Source organism: Streptomyces sp. NPDC056479 (genome assembly GCF_042795335.1).
Classification (GTDB): domain Bacteria; phylum Actinomycetota; class Actinomycetes; order Streptomycetales; family Streptomycetaceae; genus Streptomyces.
In genome coordinates this window covers 508,872-523,811 of sequence record NZ_JBHTRZ010000008.1, presented here as the reverse complement: position 1 = coordinate 523,811, position 14,940 = coordinate 508,872, and the positions used below count along the sequence as shown (strand labels likewise).

13 protein-coding genes are annotated in these 14,940 nt (G+C 69.0%); 8 read left to right on the top strand and 5 right to left on the bottom strand.

Annotated elements, in window-relative coordinates:
• Nucleotides 1-46: 46 nt before the first annotated feature.
• Nucleotides 47-2,257, top strand: coding sequence for a protein kinase (locus ACFQ6S_RS31405; protein WP_383417172.1), 2,211 nt, complete (start codon nucleotides 47-49; stop codon nucleotides 2,255-2,257).
• A gap of 16 nt (nucleotides 2,258-2,273) precedes the next feature.
• On the opposite strand, the gene nadA is transcribed toward ACFQ6S_RS31405, so the two are convergent.
• Nucleotides 2,274-3,458, bottom strand: a complete 1,185-nt coding sequence (gene nadA / locus ACFQ6S_RS31400; protein ID WP_383417169.1) for a quinolinate synthase NadA — start codon at nucleotides 3,456-3,458, stop codon at nucleotides 2,274-2,276.
• Nucleotides 3,459-3,784: 326 nt separating this feature from the next.
• On the opposite strand from nadA, the gene ACFQ6S_RS31395 reads away from it, so the two are divergent.
• The gene (locus ACFQ6S_RS31395; protein ID WP_147996441.1) at nucleotides 3,785-4,141 is read left to right on the top strand and encodes an iron-sulfur cluster assembly accessory protein; all 357 of its coding nucleotides are present in this window, start codon (nucleotides 3,785-3,787) and stop codon (nucleotides 4,139-4,141) included.
• A gap of 69 nt (nucleotides 4,142-4,210) precedes the next feature.
• Here the strand turns inward: ACFQ6S_RS31395 and ACFQ6S_RS31390 are convergent, their stop codons facing one another.
• Both ACFQ6S_RS31390 and ACFQ6S_RS31385 read right to left on the bottom strand, forming a co-directional pair.
• Nucleotides 4,211-6,037 (bottom strand): hypothetical protein, encoded by a 1,827-nt coding sequence (locus tag ACFQ6S_RS31390; protein WP_383417166.1) that lies wholly within the window; start codon nucleotides 6,035-6,037, stop codon nucleotides 4,211-4,213.
• A gap of 215 nt (nucleotides 6,038-6,252) precedes the next feature.
• Nucleotides 6,253-6,462 (bottom strand): hypothetical protein, encoded by a 210-nt coding sequence (locus tag ACFQ6S_RS31385; protein WP_383417163.1) that lies wholly within the window; start codon nucleotides 6,460-6,462, stop codon nucleotides 6,253-6,255.
• Between the two features lie 131 nt (nucleotides 6,463-6,593).
• Between ACFQ6S_RS31385 and ACFQ6S_RS31380 the strand changes: the two genes are divergently transcribed.
• Nucleotides 6,594-7,568 (top strand): carbohydrate kinase family protein, encoded by a 975-nt coding sequence (locus ACFQ6S_RS31380; RefSeq protein ID WP_383417160.1) that lies wholly within the window; start codon nucleotides 6,594-6,596, stop codon nucleotides 7,566-7,568.
• 32 nt (nucleotides 7,569-7,600) lie between these two features.
• Here the strand turns inward: ACFQ6S_RS31380 and ACFQ6S_RS31375 are convergent, their stop codons facing one another.
• A complete protein-coding gene (locus ACFQ6S_RS31375) occupies nucleotides 7,601-8,977 on the bottom strand; it encodes a cysteine desulfurase/sulfurtransferase TusA family protein (protein WP_383417157.1) in 1,377 nt (458 codons plus the stop codon).
• Nucleotides 8,978-9,230: 253 nt separating this feature from the next.
• Between ACFQ6S_RS31375 and coxB the strand changes: the two genes are divergently transcribed.
• From coxB to ACFQ6S_RS31355, 4 genes are all read left to right on the top strand, one after another.
• Entirely contained in the window at nucleotides 9,231-10,196 is a 966-nt protein-coding gene (gene coxB / locus ACFQ6S_RS31370) for a cytochrome c oxidase subunit II (RefSeq protein WP_383417154.1), read from the top strand.
• A complete protein-coding gene (gene ctaD, locus ACFQ6S_RS31365; RefSeq protein ID WP_383417151.1) occupies nucleotides 10,193-11,929 on the top strand; it encodes a cytochrome c oxidase subunit I in 1,737 nt (578 codons plus the stop codon). Before coxB ends, ctaD begins: the two co-directional genes overlap by 4 nt.
• The gene (locus ACFQ6S_RS31360) at nucleotides 11,926-12,324 is read left to right on the top strand and encodes a cytochrome c oxidase subunit 4 (RefSeq protein ID WP_383417149.1); all 399 of its coding nucleotides are present in this window, start codon (nucleotides 11,926-11,928) and stop codon (nucleotides 12,322-12,324) included. The genes ctaD and ACFQ6S_RS31360 overlap by 4 nt, the downstream gene beginning before the upstream one ends.
• Before the next feature lie 130 nt (nucleotides 12,325-12,454).
• The gene (locus ACFQ6S_RS31355) at nucleotides 12,455-13,714 is read left to right on the top strand and encodes an Ig-like domain-containing protein (RefSeq protein WP_383417146.1); all 1,260 of its coding nucleotides are present in this window, start codon (nucleotides 12,455-12,457) and stop codon (nucleotides 13,712-13,714) included.
• Between the two features lie 18 nt (nucleotides 13,715-13,732).
• On the opposite strand, the gene ACFQ6S_RS31350 is transcribed toward ACFQ6S_RS31355, so the two are convergent.
• On the bottom strand, nucleotides 13,733-14,134 hold the full coding sequence (locus ACFQ6S_RS31350) for a hypothetical protein (RefSeq protein WP_383417144.1): 402 nt from the start codon (nucleotides 14,132-14,134) through the stop codon (nucleotides 13,733-13,735).
• A gap of 145 nt (nucleotides 14,135-14,279) precedes the next feature.
• On the opposite strand from ACFQ6S_RS31350, the gene ACFQ6S_RS31345 reads away from it, so the two are divergent.
• Nucleotides 14,280-14,900, top strand: coding sequence for a heme-copper oxidase subunit III (locus ACFQ6S_RS31345; protein ID WP_383417141.1), 621 nt, complete (start codon nucleotides 14,280-14,282; stop codon nucleotides 14,898-14,900).
• Nucleotides 14,901-14,940 lie beyond the last annotated feature (40 nt).

Sequence of the window (14,940 nt, the reverse complement as noted above, 5' to 3'; positions counted from 1 at the left end):
ACGTATCCTGAGCCTCCAGAGGCATCACGGGGGAGGGGATTCGGGCGTGCCGCTGCACAAGGACGACCCGAGGTCGATCGGCGGCTACAAGCTGGTCGACCGGCTCGGGTCCGGGGGGATGGGGATCGTCTACCGGAGCAGGGCCCGCTCGGGGCGCGAGGTCGCCGTCAAGGTGGTGCACGCCCAGTACGCCGAGGACGCCGTCTTCCGGGCCCGCTTCCGCCAGGAGATCGAGGCCGTCCGCAAGGTCAGCGGTGCCTTCACCGCGCCGGTCGTGGACGCCGACCCGGAGGCGGTACGGCCCTGGATGGCGACGCAGTACGTGGCCGGGCCCTCGCTCGCCGCGCTGATCCGCGACCAGGGCCCGCTGCGGGGTGCCGAACTGCGGCGGCTGGCGCTCGGGTTGGTGGAGGCGCTGCGGGACATCCACCGGGCGGGGGTCGTGCACCGCGACCTCAAGCCCGCCAACGTCCTGATGGCCGAGGACGGTCCCCGCGTCATCGACTTCGGCATCTCCCGCGCGGCCGAGAACCACAACACCCTGACCGAGACCGGCCAGATGATCGGCACCCCACCGTTCATGTCCCCGGAACAGCTCACCGACGCCCGCTCGGTGGGAGCGGCCTCCGACGTCTTCTCCGTGGGCGCCCTGCTGGTCTACACGATCACGGGCCGGGGTCCCTTCGACGCCGACAGCCCCTACCTCACGGCCTACCGGGTGGTCCACGACGCCCCCTTCCTGGACGGCGTGGCCCAGCCGCTGCGTGCGATCCTGGAGCGCTGCCTCGCCAAGGAGCCCGCGGAACGGCCCGAACTGGACGCACTGGCACACGAGTTCGTGGCCGCACTGCCGGAGCCGGACGCGGACGACCGGCCCACCGTGACACTGCGCTCGGACGAGGTGGCCGTGGTCCGGACCCGGCCCGCCCCGGCGGCCCCCGTCCGGCGCCGGAGCCGGGTACGCCCGCTGTGGGCCACGGCCGGAACCGTCGGCGCCCTCGCGCTCGGCCTGGCGGGATACCTGCTGCTGGGACCCGGGCTCGCGGACGACGACGCCCGTTCGAGGGCCGACACCGCCGCCCCCTCCCGGTGGACGGCCGTGCCGCCCGGCTGGAAGCCCTGGCAGACGACGGTGGACGCCATCGCCGCGCAGGGCGTGAAGGACGCGACCGACGTCGCCGGCTTCGGCCCGGGGGGCACCCCCGGGTGCGAGGTGTACGAGAGCGCGGTCCACTGCGCGGGCGACGGGGTCCTGCCCATGCGCATCGACGCCCTGACCGGCCGGGTCGTCTGGCGAGCCGACGGGGTGCCGTCCGCCGTGGGCAACGGGACGTATGTCTTCTCGGTCCTCGGTGTCGTGGACGACACCATGGTCGTCGAACAGGAGTACCGCCCCGAGCAGGGGGACGACGCCGAATTCTCGGTGACCGCACTCGACACGGGGACCGGAAAAAGGCTCTGGCATCGCACGGTGAACACCCGCCAGGTCCGCCCGCACCTCTCCGGCGACCTCGTGATCGTCCCTGACGACAGCGGCCGTTCGGTGATCGCGCGCTCACCGCGCACAGGCGCCGAACGCTGGACGGCACCGCTGCCGGCGGGGCAGTACTGCGACTGGGCGGACACCGGCGAGGATCCCTATGTCCAGTGCGCCCCGGGCCTGACCGGCAGCAAGGACTCACTGCTGCTGGGATGGGACCGGGCCGACGGCTCGGCTCGGCGCTTGACGGTGCCCCGGCGCGGAACTCTGGTCGGGACGTTCGACGGTCGCCTGCTCTTCCTCGACCCGGTCGAGGACGTGGAAGTGGAGTCCTTCTCCCGGATCCGGCTGCTGGATCCGGTCACGGGCAAGGACAGTTCGACGAAGCTGGCGGAGGAGTTCGAGGGCAACGCGACCCTGTCGGACGGAACCCTGTGGTTCGCCACCTCCTCCGGCCAGGTGACCGCCGTGTCGGCCCGGACGGGCGAGCGGCTGTGGCAGACCCGGACGAGCCTGGAGCAGCCGAGCGACGTCACCTACGACCCGCGCGCCCATGTGGTCTACCTGGCCAGCGCGAGCGGCCGGGTCGCCGCGCTCGAGTCCAGGAAGGGCACGCCGCTGTGGGAGACCCTGCCGCGTACCCAGCGGCTGACGAACCAGGGTTGGTCGGAGTCCGAGGTGTTGTCCCACAAGGGCGCCCTGGTCGTCGCCACCTCGGAAGGCGACATCTTCACCCTCGACCCCGCCCACCCCGACCGGAAACCCGTGCCGGGGTGAGCATCCGAAGCACGGCCTACGGCAGCGCCAGCATCCGCTCCAGCGCCAGCTTCGCGAACGCCTCGGTCTCCTTGTCGACCTCGATGCGGTTGACCAGGTTGCCCTCGGCCAGCGACTCCAGGGTCCAGACCAGGTGGGGCAGGTCGATCCGGTTCATGGTCGAGCAGAAGCAGACCGTCTTGTCGAGGAAGACGATCTCCTTGCCCTCCGGCGCGAAACGGTTCGCCAGCCGGCGGACCAGGTTCAGCTCGGTGCCGATCGCCCACTTGGAGCCGGCCGGCGCGGCCTCCAGGGCCTTGATGATGTACTCCGTCGAGCCGACGTAGTCCGCCGCGGCCACGACCTCGTGCTTGCACTCGGGGTGCACCAGGACGTTCACGCCCGGGATGCGCTCGCGCACGTCGTTCACCGAGTCGAGGCTGAAGCGGCCGTGCACCGAGCAGTGGCCGCGCCACAGGATCATCTTCGCGGCCCGCAGCTCCTCGGCGGTGAGCCCGCCGTTGGGCTTGTGCGGGTTGTAGACGACGCAGTCCTCCAGGGACATGCCCATGTCGCGGACGGCGGTGTTGCGGCCGAGGTGCTGGTCGGGCAGGAAGAGCACCTTCTCGCCCTGCTCGAACGCCCAGTCCAGCGCGCGCTTGGCGTTGGAGGAGGTGCAGATCGTGCCGCCGTGCTTGCCCGTGAACGCCTTGATGTCCGCGGAGGAGTTCATGTACGACACCGGCACGACCTGCTCGGCTATCCCGGCCTCGGTCAGCACGTCCCAGCACTCGGCGACCTGCTCGGCCGTCGCCATGTCGGCCATCGAGCAGCCGGCGGCGAGGTCGGGCAGGACCACCTTCTGGTCCTCGGAGGTCAGGATGTCCGCCGACTCGGCCATGAAGTGCACACCGCAGAACACGATGTACTCGGCCTCCGGGCGCGCGGCCGCGTCCCGGGCCAGCTTGAACGAGTCACCGGTCACGTCCGCGAACCGGATGACCTCGTCGCGCTGGTAGTGGTGGCCGAGCACGAAGACCTTGCTGCCGAGCTTCTCCTTGGCCGCGCGGGCGCGCTCGACCAGGTCCGGGTCGGACGGCGAGGGAAGGTCACCGGGGCACTCGACGCCACGCTCGCTCCTCGGGTCGGCCTCACGGCCGAGGAGCAGCAGGGCGAGGGGCGTCGGCTGTACGTCGAGCTCCTGGGTCTGGGCGGTGGTCACGACACGCACCCTTTCTGTTCTGCGGCTCGCCGGCACCGGGAAAACCGGATCCGGCGGGTCAAACGGGACACCTTCTTCGACTTCTCGTCGAATTGACGTTATCTATCATAACCGGTTCACGTCAGTTTGACGATGGCCATCATGTCGATGTGACGTGAATCCCTGCGCCGGGCTCGCATATTCCCGAATCAGGCGTTTTCCGCTGAGCGCACCGTGTGCGAGCATGAAGAGGACCGAAAGACAAGCGCCCGGCCCGGAATGAATCCGCGGCCCCGCCGGTTGCAACCGTCGGCAAGCAGTCTCCGTACAACCCGGGAGAGATGTAGATGTCCGTATCGGACGAGACCAGCACCGCCACCGACGGCATCATCCTCAGTGACGCCGCCGCGGCCAAGGTCAAGGCCCTGCTCGACCAGGAAGGCCGCGAAGACCTCGCGCTGCGTGTCGCCGTTCAGCCCGGTGGCTGCTCCGGCCTGCGCTACCAGCTCTTCTTCGACGAGCGCTCGCTCGACGGCGACGTCGTCAAGGACTTCGGTGGGGTCAAGGTCGTCACCGACCGCATGAGCGCCCCGTACCTGGGTGGCGCGTCCATCGACTTCGTGGACACGATCGAGAAGCAGGGCTTCACGATCGACAACCCGAACGCGACGGGCTCCTGCGCCTGCGGCGACTCCTTCAGCTGAGTCCCGCCCACACGCAGAAAGGCGGCGACCCCCTCCGACGGGGCCGCCGCCTTCCCGTGTCCGTGGGCCTTACCGGGCCCCGGACGTCTGCGGTGCGTCCGGGAGCTGCGTCCCGGGCTTCTCCGTCTGGATCTTCTGACCGTCCGAGCCCACGACCTCGCGGTCACCGAGCGGCTCGTCCAGCTGCACGGTCTTGTGGAACACCTTGGCGATCATGATGCAGATCTTCTCCGGCTGCGTGGTCGAGGTCACCCGGACCGTCACCTGATCCCCGCTCTCGCTCGCCACCACCTCGTACTCCGAGCACACACCGCCCGTGAAGGCCACGGTCAGCTCCTTGCCGTCGGCGGTGTAGCCGTTCACCGGCACGTCATCGATGACCGGCGCCGAGGTCGGCTCGTCCTTCGGATCGCTCGGCCGCGGGGTCGGCTGCCCCGACGGCTCCTGTGAGGGCGTGGACGAGGCCAGATACTTCGGGTCGATCGCCGGATGCGTCACCGTGAAGCTGTCCTGCGCGCCCGGCGTCCGCACCTCGAACAGCCAGGACGGCACCAGCGTCTGCCGCGCGTTCACATAGTGCGCGGCCAGCCCGAACACCGCCTTCTCGACCGTGATGATCTCCCGGGCCGGCGCGCTCGCCGAGGCCGCCGTGTCCGGCGAGCTCTCCGCCCCGCAGGGCGCCTCCAGACGGTCCTTCAGCGGTACGGGACTGGCGCAGCCGCCGATGCCCATCCGGCCGTCGGTCCCCGGCGCCGCGTTCATCAGCCCGAGCGTCTTCTCGGCGTCCAGCACGGGGTACGTGTCCCCCTTCGCCGGCGCCTTCAACTGGCCGCTTCCGCCCACCACTTCACCCTGGGCGTTCACGGTCACCCCGGTCGTCCAGCCGTAGGTGGGCAGTCCGCCGACCACGGGGTTGGCGTTCACCGCCCGCTGGGCACCCATGACCTGGCTCGCGTCGAGCTTCGCGTCGTCCTGACCCACCGCCTTGAGCACCGGCGCGGCGGCCTTCTTCGCCACGGCCTCGCTCACCGGGTCGCCGGACGGGTCGGCGGGGGCCTCCGCGCACACGGTGGTGCTCTGGCAGTTGTCCGTGCCGGGGGCGTACCGGTAGAAGGTCCAGGTCCCCGGCGCCTGCTTGTTCACCTGCAGACTGGGCCCCGACCCGTCCGTCACCCCGACCCTCCAGGTCTGCCCCTGCGCGACCGGCTTCCCGTCCACCCCGAGCGCCTCGGCCAGCCGGGCCACCTCGTCCGCGCCGACCTCGCCGCCGGCCCGGTAGACCGGCGCCGATCCGGGCCCGTCCGGCAGTTCGCCGTCGGCCTTGTAGGTGACGCCGTAGGGGTTGGGCTCCCCGGGCGCGATGCCTGTCCTGCCACCCTCGCTGTAGCCGTCGAGGTGGAGCGGCGGGGGAGTGTCGTCGCCGGCCGCCCCGGACGACGTGCCGCCGTCCGACCCGCCGGAGGTACTGGCGGCGAGATAGGCCCCGCCGCCCCCGACGAGCAGCACCGCCGCGGCAACGGACGCGATGATCGCGGGGGAGCGGCGGCGGGAGCCGTCGCGGAGGTCGTCGTGTTCGGCGTCGGGAGTGGGGACGACGCCGGAGTCCTCGGAGCCGGGAGCGGGGGCCGCGCCGGAGTCCGCTGTGGCGGAAGCGGCGGGAGCCTCCGAGGACCCCTCGGTCTCCGCTCCGCCCTCAGCGGCCTCGCCGGCCTCCTGCGCCGCCACGGCGTCTTCGGCCCCGGTGGCCTCCTCGGCCCCGGAGCCAGGAGCTCCGCCTGTCTCCCCGTCCTTGGCGGCGAGCCCCTCAGCACCGACGGCGCCCTGCTGCGCCCGTGCTTCCTCCGCGTCCTTGCCGGAGGCGCCCGCGTCGTCGTTGTCGGGTCGCTCGGTGTTCACCGCATCGCTCCTTCGGCTGCGCACATGTCCCATGACCCTGACCCGGCCCTGTCAAAAAGGTCGGTCCATCGGGTCGTATCCCGCATCCCCTTTACGGGGGACAGCGATGGGACGCAGCGGGGGAGCGCACGGTTCCCTGAACTCGCGCCGAAGCGGCCGAACCGCGCCGATTCGGCCGCCAAATGCCGACCGGTCGCCCGATCGGCCCCGCCCGATCAGTCCCCGTAGTCGGACATCGCGTCCAGCAGTCGCGCCGACCTCGGCGGCACGCTCACCCCGTGAATGCGTGACGGGGAGACCGGACGGGAAAGAACACGGTCGGGAACGGCCCAGTGCGGAGCCATCCGCGCACAGTCACCCAGCAGTGACGCCAGGTCGACCTCCAGGTCGGCCGGGGCGGGGGCGCGGACCTCGAATTTCGTCATAGCCGCACCGTATGCACGCTCGAGCCCGCGAAGAAAGATCTACTATCGGGTAGTTTTGGCTGCTTCTGCGTCACGGTCACGAACGGTAGCGTGGAATGTCAATCCCACCTCCCCACAGGAGACTCCACGCCGTGCGCATCGCAGTCACCGGCTCCATCGCCACCGACCACCTGATGACCTTCCCCGGCCGCTTCGCCGACCAGCTCGTCGCGGACCAGCTGCACACGGTCTCGCTCTCCTTCCTGGTCGACAACCTGGACGTACGCCGGGGCGGCGTAGGCGCGAACATCGCCTTCGGCATGGGCCAGCTGGGCACGAACCCGATCCTGGTCGGCGCCGCCGGTGCCGACTTCGACGAGTACCGGGCCTGGCTGGACCGGCACGGCGTCGACACCGGCTCGGTCCGTATCTCCGAGACCCTGCACACCGCCCGCTTCGTCTGCACCACCGACGCCGACCACAACCAGATCGGCTCCTTCTACACGGGCGCGATGAGCGAGGCCCGGCTGATCGAGCTGAAGACCGTCGCGGACCGCGTGGGCGGCCTCGACCTGGTCCTCATCGGCGCCGACGACCCCGAGGGCATGCTCCGCCACACCGAGGAGTGCCGCTCGCGCGCGATCCCCTTCGCGGCCGACTTCTCCCAGCAGATCGCCCGGATGAACGGCGACGAGATCCGGATACTGCTGGACGGGGCGACCTACCTCTTCTCGAACGAGTACGAGAAGGGGCTCATCGAGTCCAAGACCGGCTGGACGGACGAGGAGATCCTGGCCAAGGTCGGCCACCGGGTCACCACCCTCGGCTCACGGGGCGTACGCATCGAGCGCCAGGGCGAGGACCCGATCGAGGTCGGCTGCGCCGAGGAGGAGCGCAAGGCCGACCCGACCGGTGTCGGCGACGCCTTCCGCGCCGGGTTCCTGTCCGGGCTGGCCTGGGGCGTCTCCCTGGAGCGGGCCGCGCAGGTCGGCTGCATGCTGGCGACGCTCGTCATCGAGACGGTCGGCACGCAGGAGTACCAGCTACGGCGCGCGCACTTCATGGACAGGTTCACCAAGGCGTACGGGCATGACGCGGGCGAGGAGGTCCGGGCGCACCTCGGCTGAGTCGTCGGCTGAACGCCCCTGAGAAGGGGCGTTCAGCTGGCCCGGCGCACGATGTACGCGGTCCCCCGCTCCGCCGGTTCCTCGCCCACGTACTCCTGGCCCCGCATCTCGCACCACGCCGGGATGTCCAGTCGGGCGGCCTCGTCGTCGGCGAGCACGCGGACCAGGCCGCCGACCGGCACCTCGCCGATGACCTTGGCGAGCTCGATGACGGGGAGCGGGCACAGCTTGCCGAGGGAGTCCACGACCAGTACGTCGTCCCGTACGACCGTCTCGGTGACGGGCGCGCCCAGCTTCTCCCGCACCCCGGCCACCGCCCCCGGCAGCACCTCAAGGAACCGTTCGACGTCCTCCGCCGCCGTCCCGAAGGGGAGGGACACCCGCACGTTCCCCTCGCTCAGCACTCCCATCGCCTTCAGCACATGGCTGGGCGTCAGCGTGCTGCTCGTACAGGATGAACCGGACGAAACCGAGAACCCCGCACGATCCAGCTCGTGCAGCAATGTCTCCCCGTCGACATAGAGACAGGAGAAGGTGACGATGCCGGGGAGCCGGCGCACCGGATCGCCGACCACCTCCACGTCCGGCACCAGCTGCGGCACCCGCGCCCGGATCCGCTCCGTCAGCTCCCGCAGTCGTACGGCCTCTTGGGCCGCCTCGGCCTGTGCGGCCCGCAGCGAGGCCGCCGCGGCGACGATCGCCGGGATGTTCTCGAACCCGGCGGCCCGCCCCGACTCCCGTTCGTCCGAGGGCCCTTGCGCGGCGAACCGCACCCCCTTGCGCACGACGAGCAGCCCGACCCCCGAGGGACCACCCCACTTGTGGGCACTCCCGGTCAACACCGACCAGTCCCCGTCGACCCGCCCCCACCCGAGCGACTGCGCCGCGTCCACCAGCAACGGCACCCCGGCCTCCCGGCACACGCCTGCCACTTCCGCCACCGGCTGCTCGGTCCCCACCTCGTGGTTGGCCGACTGAAGACACGCGAGCGCGGTGTCCGGACGCAGGGTCTCCCCGTACGCCTCCACGCCCACCGCCCCGCTCCGGCCCACCGCCACCTGAGTGACCGAACCCCCGTCGGCCTCGTGTGCGTCAGCCGCATGGAGCACAGAGGAGTGTTCGACGGCAGACACAATCAGGTGACGCCCGACCCGCCGCCGCCCGGCCAACACCCCGGCGACACCCGAGTGGACGGCTTTCGCCCCCGATGAGCTGAACACCAACTCGTCGGCCCGGCACCCTACGGCCTCGGCAGCGGCCTCCCGAGCCGCGTCCAACAGCATCCGCGCCCGCCGTCCTTCCCGATACAGACGTGCGGGATCGGCCCACCCCTCATCAAGGGAGGCCAGAAGCGCCTGCCGAGCGACAGGGTGAAGGGGAGCACTGGAAGCAGCATCGAAGTAGGCCACACAGCAACGCTAGAACGTCCGGCAACAGGGGCGCCCCTCAGGGGCGCGGCCGGCCGCGAACAACCCGCAGCCGCCAATCAAGCGAACCCCCCACTCCAGTAGGCCCCCCTCCCCGCGAACCCTCCGAGAGCGTCGGCTAGGGTTTGGTCCGCATAAACATCCAAACCCCTGCCCGACGCAGGGCGGCGACCGACCAGCGAGAAGGCCAGGCCGCAGCCGATCCGCGCGGGCGAGACTCTCGGGAAGGCGCTACGTGAGTCCCAACGGCTCCGACCGCTCGCCGCGGCGCCCGATGCGGCGGAAGCTGCTGCAAGGCATGACCGCGGGCCTGGTCCTGGCGACAGCGACCGGTTGCTCGTACAACTGGGAAGACTTCCCTCGCCTTGGTATGCCCACCCCGACCACGGAAGAGGCTCCGCGGATCCTCTCCCTCTGGCAGGGTTCCTGGGCGGCTGCGCTCGCCGTCGGCGTGCTGGTGTGGGGTCTGATCCTGTGGAGCGCCATGTTCCACCGGCGCAGCCGCACCAAGGTCGAGGTACCTCCGCAGACCCGGTACAACATGCCGATCGAGGCGCTGTACACGGTGGTCCCGCTCATCATCGTCTCGGTCCTGTTCTACTTCACGGCCCGCGACGAGTCGAAGATCCTCAGCCTCAAGGACAAGCCCGACGTCACCGTCAACGTCGTCGGCTTCCAGTGGAGCTGGTGCTTCAACATGATCGCGGATGTCGAAGGTTCCACCGGCGACGCCAAGACGTCCAAGGAACTGGCCGCGATCCCGAACCGGTTCAAGGAAGACTTCCCGGCGAACGCCGGCGGTGTCTACGACTGCGGCACCCCGGGCACCCGGAACCCGCAGACGGGCAACCCGGGCCCCACCCTGTGGCTGCCCAAGGGCAAGACGGTCCGCTTCGTCCTCACCTCGCGTGACGTCATCCACTCCTTCTGGGTGGTGCCGTTCCTGATGAAGCAGGACGTCATTCCGGGCCACACCAACGCCTTCGAGGTGACCCCCAACAAGGAGGGCACCTTCCTGGGCAAGTGCGCCGAGCTGTGCGGCGTCGACCACTCCCGGATGCTGTTCAACGTGAAGGTCGTCTCCCCCGAGCGGTACGAGCAGCACCTCAAGGACCTCGCCAAGAAGGGGCAGACCGGTTACGTTCCCGCCGGCATCGCGCAGACGAGCCACGAGAAGAACCGGGAGACGACAAACCTGTGAGCATCCTCAACGAACCCCAGGGTGCCGCGGCAGCTGAGGACTCGTACGAGAACGAGCTGCCGGTCCGGCGCAGGCAACCCGGCAACGTCGTGGTCAAGTGGCTCACCACCACCGACCACAAGACGATCGGAACGCTGTACCTCGTCACCTCGTTCGCGTTCTTCGTGATCGGTGGTGTGATGGCGCTGCTGATGCGCGCCGAGCTCGCCCGGCCCGGTCTTCAGATCATGTCGAACGAGCAGTTCAACCAGGCGTTCACGATGCACGGCACGATCATGCTGTTGATGTTCGCGACGCCGCTGTTCGCCGGCTTCACGAACTGGATCATGCCGCTGCAGATCGGCGCGCCGGACGTGGCCTTCCCCCGGCTGAACATGTTCGCCTACTGGCTCTACCTGTTCGGCTCGCTCATCGCGGTCGGTGGCTTCCTCACCCCGGACGGCGCGGCCGACTTCGGCTGGTTCGCCTACAGCCCGCTGTCGGACGCGGTCCGCAGCCCGGGCGTCGGCGCCGACCTGTGGATCATGGGCCTGGCCTTCTCCGGCTTCGGCACCATCCTCGGCTCGGTCAACTTCATCACCACCATCATCTGCATGCGCGCCCCCGGCATGACCATGTTCCGCATGCCGATCTTCGTGTGGAACGTGCTGCTGACCGCGGTGCTGGTCCTGCTCGCCTTCCCCGTCCTCGCGGCGGCGCTCTTCGCGCTGGAGGCGGACCGCAAGTTCGGCGCCCATGTCTTCGATGCCGCGAACGGAGGGGCGTTGCTATGGCAACACCTGTTCTGGTTCTTCGGGCATCCAGAGGTGTACATCATCGCGTTGCCGTTCTTCGGCATCATCAGTGAGGTCATCCCGGTCTTCTCCCGCAAGCCGATGTTCGGCTACATGGGTCTGATCGCGGCGACCATCGCCATCGCGGGCCTGTCCGTGACCGTGTGGGCCCACCACATGTACGTCACCGGCGGCGTCCTCCTACCGTTCTTCTCCTTCATGACGTTCCTCATCGCCGTACCAACGGGCGTGAAGTTCTTCAACTGGATCGGAACGATGTGGAAGGGCTCGTTGTCCTTCGAGACACCGATGCTCTGGGCGGTCGGCTTCCTCATCACGTTCACCTTCGGTGGTCTGACGGGTGTCATCCTGGCCTCGCCGCCGATGGACTTCCACGTGTCCGACTCGTACTTCGTGGTGGCGCACTTCCACTACGTCGTCTTCGGCACGGTCGTGTTCGCGATGTTCGCCGGCTTCCACTTCTGGTGGCCGAAGTTCACCGGCAAGATGCTCGACGAGCGGCTCGGCAAGATGACGTTCTGGACGCTGTTCGTCGGCTTCCACGGCACCTTCCTGGTCCAGCACTGGCTGGGTGCCGAGGGCATGCCGCGTCGTTACGCCGACTACCTCGCGGCCGACGGCTTCACCGCCCTGAACACGATCTCGACGATCAGCTCGTTCGTGCTCGGCGCGTCGCTGCTGCCGTTCTTCTACAACGTGTGGAAGACCGCCAAGTACGGCAAGAAGATCGAGGTCGACGACCCGTGGGGCTACGGCCGCTCGCTGGAGTGGGCGACGTCCTGCCCGCCGCCGCGGCACAACTTCCTCACGCTGCCGCGGATCCGTTCCGAATCCCCGGCGTTCGACCTGCACCACCCTGAGATCGCCGCGCTCGACCAGCTCGAGAACGCCCCTCACGGTGACAAGGCCCTCGCTGGTGGCAAGGAGGCCGGCAAGTGAAGATCCAGGGCAGGATGTTCATGTGGCTGGGCGTCTTCGTCCTCGCCATGGCGGTTGTCTACGGCGTCTGGTCGAAGGAGCCGGCCGGTACCACGGCCCTCTTCCTGGCCTTCGCTCTGTGCGTCATGATCGGCTTCTACCTGGGCTTCACCGCCCGGCGGGTCGACGCGGGCGCGCAGGACAACAAGGAAGCGGACGTCGCGGACGACGCCGGCGAGGTCGGGTTCTTCAGCCCGCACAGCTGGCAGCCGCTCTCCCTCGGGATCGGAGGCGCCCTCGCCTTCCTGTCGATCGCGATCGGCTGGTGGCTGATGTACTTCTCCATCCCGGTGATCCTGGTCGGCATCTGGGGCTGGGTCTTCGAGTACTACCGCGGTGAGAACCGCACCCAGTAGCACGAGCTGAGCTCAAAGGGGCCCGGACACTCCGCCAGGAGGGTCCGGGCTCCTTCGTTTGCAGCAATCGATGTCACCCGTACGAGTCACTCGGCGCGCCGCCATTGACGCTGCTTCCTAGCGTGAAGCCATGAGCAAAACAACGCCCACGAGCACCGTCATAGGCTGCACGCTGCTGCTGATCGCGCTCGGCGCGAGCGCCGCCGGCTGCAGCAGCGACGGCAACCCGCTGTCCGCCGAGCCGTACGACGCGGCGGGCCAGATCGCCTTCAACGGCCCGGGCGATGGCGAGAAGGCCGACCCCGACAAGCCCCTGGAGGTCACCGCGGCGAACTCCGACGGCCGGATCACGGACGTCACCGCCAAGGACGCCGCAGGACGCCATGTCGCGGGCGAACTCTCCGCCGACGGCACCCGGTGGCACAGCACCTCTCCGCTCGCCGCCAACGCCCGTTACACGGTGCGCGTGAGCACCGAGGACGAGGACGGGGCCCCCGGCCGCAAGGTCCTCACCTTCGACACCAGCAAGCCCACGTCCAAGAAGCACCTGACGGTGAAGTTCGGCCCCAAGGCGGGCAAGTACGGCGTCGGCCAGCCCATCACGGCCGAACTGAGCCGACCGGTCAAGGACAAGAACCAGCGCGCCATCGTCGAGCGGGCCCTCAGGGTCGACTCCATCCCGGCCGTGGACGGCGCCTGGCACTGGGTGGGCGACAAGGAACTCCACTACCGCCCCAAGGAGTACTGGCCCGCCGGGGCGACCATTCAGGCCCGCAGCGACCTGGAGGGCATCAAGGTCAGCGACCGCCTCTGGGGCGGCAGGGCCAAGCCCTTGAGGATCACCATCGGCGACCAGGTCATCGCCGTCACGGACGCCTCGACCCACCAGCTGACGCTCTACCGCAACGGCGAGGAGGTCAAGTCCGTCCCGGTCACGACCGGCAAGGCGGGCTTCGAGACCCGCAACGGCGTCAAGGTCGTGCTCGGCAAGGAGTACTTCGTACGCATGCGCGGCACGAGCATCGGCATAGCCGAGGGCTCCTCCGAGTCGTACGACCTGCCGGTCTACTACGCCACCCGGGTGACCTGGAGCGGCGAATACGTCCACGCGGCCCCCTGGTCGGTCGGCTCCCAGGGTTCCGCCAACGTCAGCCACGGCTGCACCGGCATGAGCACCGCCAACGCCGAGTGGTTCTTCGACAACGTCCGCGAGGGCGACATCGTCAAGGTCGTCAACTCGTACGGCAACACGATGGAACCGTTCGGCAACGGCTTCGGCGACTGGAACCTCGACTGGACGAAGTGGCGTGACGGCAGCGCCCTGGTGGCCGGGACCCCCGACGCCCCGAGCCCGGCGGAACGCGCAAGGCTCAGGCCGCAGAACGTCTGAACGCCCCAGGGCGGCGCCCTAGGCGCTCTGGAGCCTCTTCGTCCGCAGCAGGGAGGCCAGCGCCTGAGCGAACTCCACGGGCTCCACAGGCAGCGTCACAGCCGCCTCGGCCCGGCTCCAGGTGGCCAGCCACGCATCCTGCGGCCGCCCGATGAGCAGCAGCACCGGCGGGCAGTTGAACACCTCGTCCTTGATCTGCCGGCAGACCCCCATGCCCCCCATGGGCACGGCCTCACCGTCCAGCACACAGACGTCGATCCCGCCCCTGTCCAGCTCCTTGATGACAGCGGCAGGCGTCGCGCACTCCACGAACTCCACCACAGGCACGTCCGGAGCAGGCCGGCGCCCGGTGGCCAACCTCACCTGCTCGCGGGTGTTGGAGTCGTCGCTGTAGACCAGCACCGTGGCGGTCGGCTGCATTGTTCCTCCGTGACGTCAGCGTCGTAAGGACAGGCCCGTTGGGCCGGATGCTACTCCCTTGAACACCACGTCAACACCGGTTTGAACGGGCAAGACACTCCGAACGGCACCCCCCGGAGTGAGGGCGGGATAAGCGACCGACATAATGTCGGTCGTGGCGACAGCAACGACAGTAGAAACCGGGCACGCGCACCCGTCGGTCAACCGGCCGAACCTCACCAGCGTCGGAACCATCATCTGGTTGAGTTCCGAGCTGATGTTCTTCGCGGCCCTCTTCGCGATGTACTTCACCCTGCGATCGGTGACGGGCCCCGAGTTCTGGAGTGAGAAGGCCGAGGCCTTGAACTTCCCGTTCTCGGCGACGAACACCACGATCCTGGTGCTCTCCTCACTCACATGCCAGCTCGGCGTCTTCGCCGCCGAGCGCGGTGACGTGAAGAAGCTCCGGGGCTGGTTCATCGTCACCTTCATCATGGGTTCGATCTTCATCGGCGGTCAGGTGTACGAGTACACCGAGCTGGTCAAGAAGGACGGGCTCTCGCTCTCCTCCGACCCGTACGGCTCGGTGTTCTACCTGACCACCGGCTTCCATGGCCTGCATGTGACGGGCGGTCTGATCGCCTTCCTCTTCGTCCTCGGGCGTACCTATGCGGCGAAGAGGTTCACGCACGAGCAGGCGACCGCCGCGATCGTCGTGTCCTACTACTGGCACTTTGTCGATGTCGTCTGGATCGGCCTCTTCGCCACGATCTACATGATCAAGTAGTCGGGCCCGATCCCGCGCGCGTTCAACAAACGCACTTACC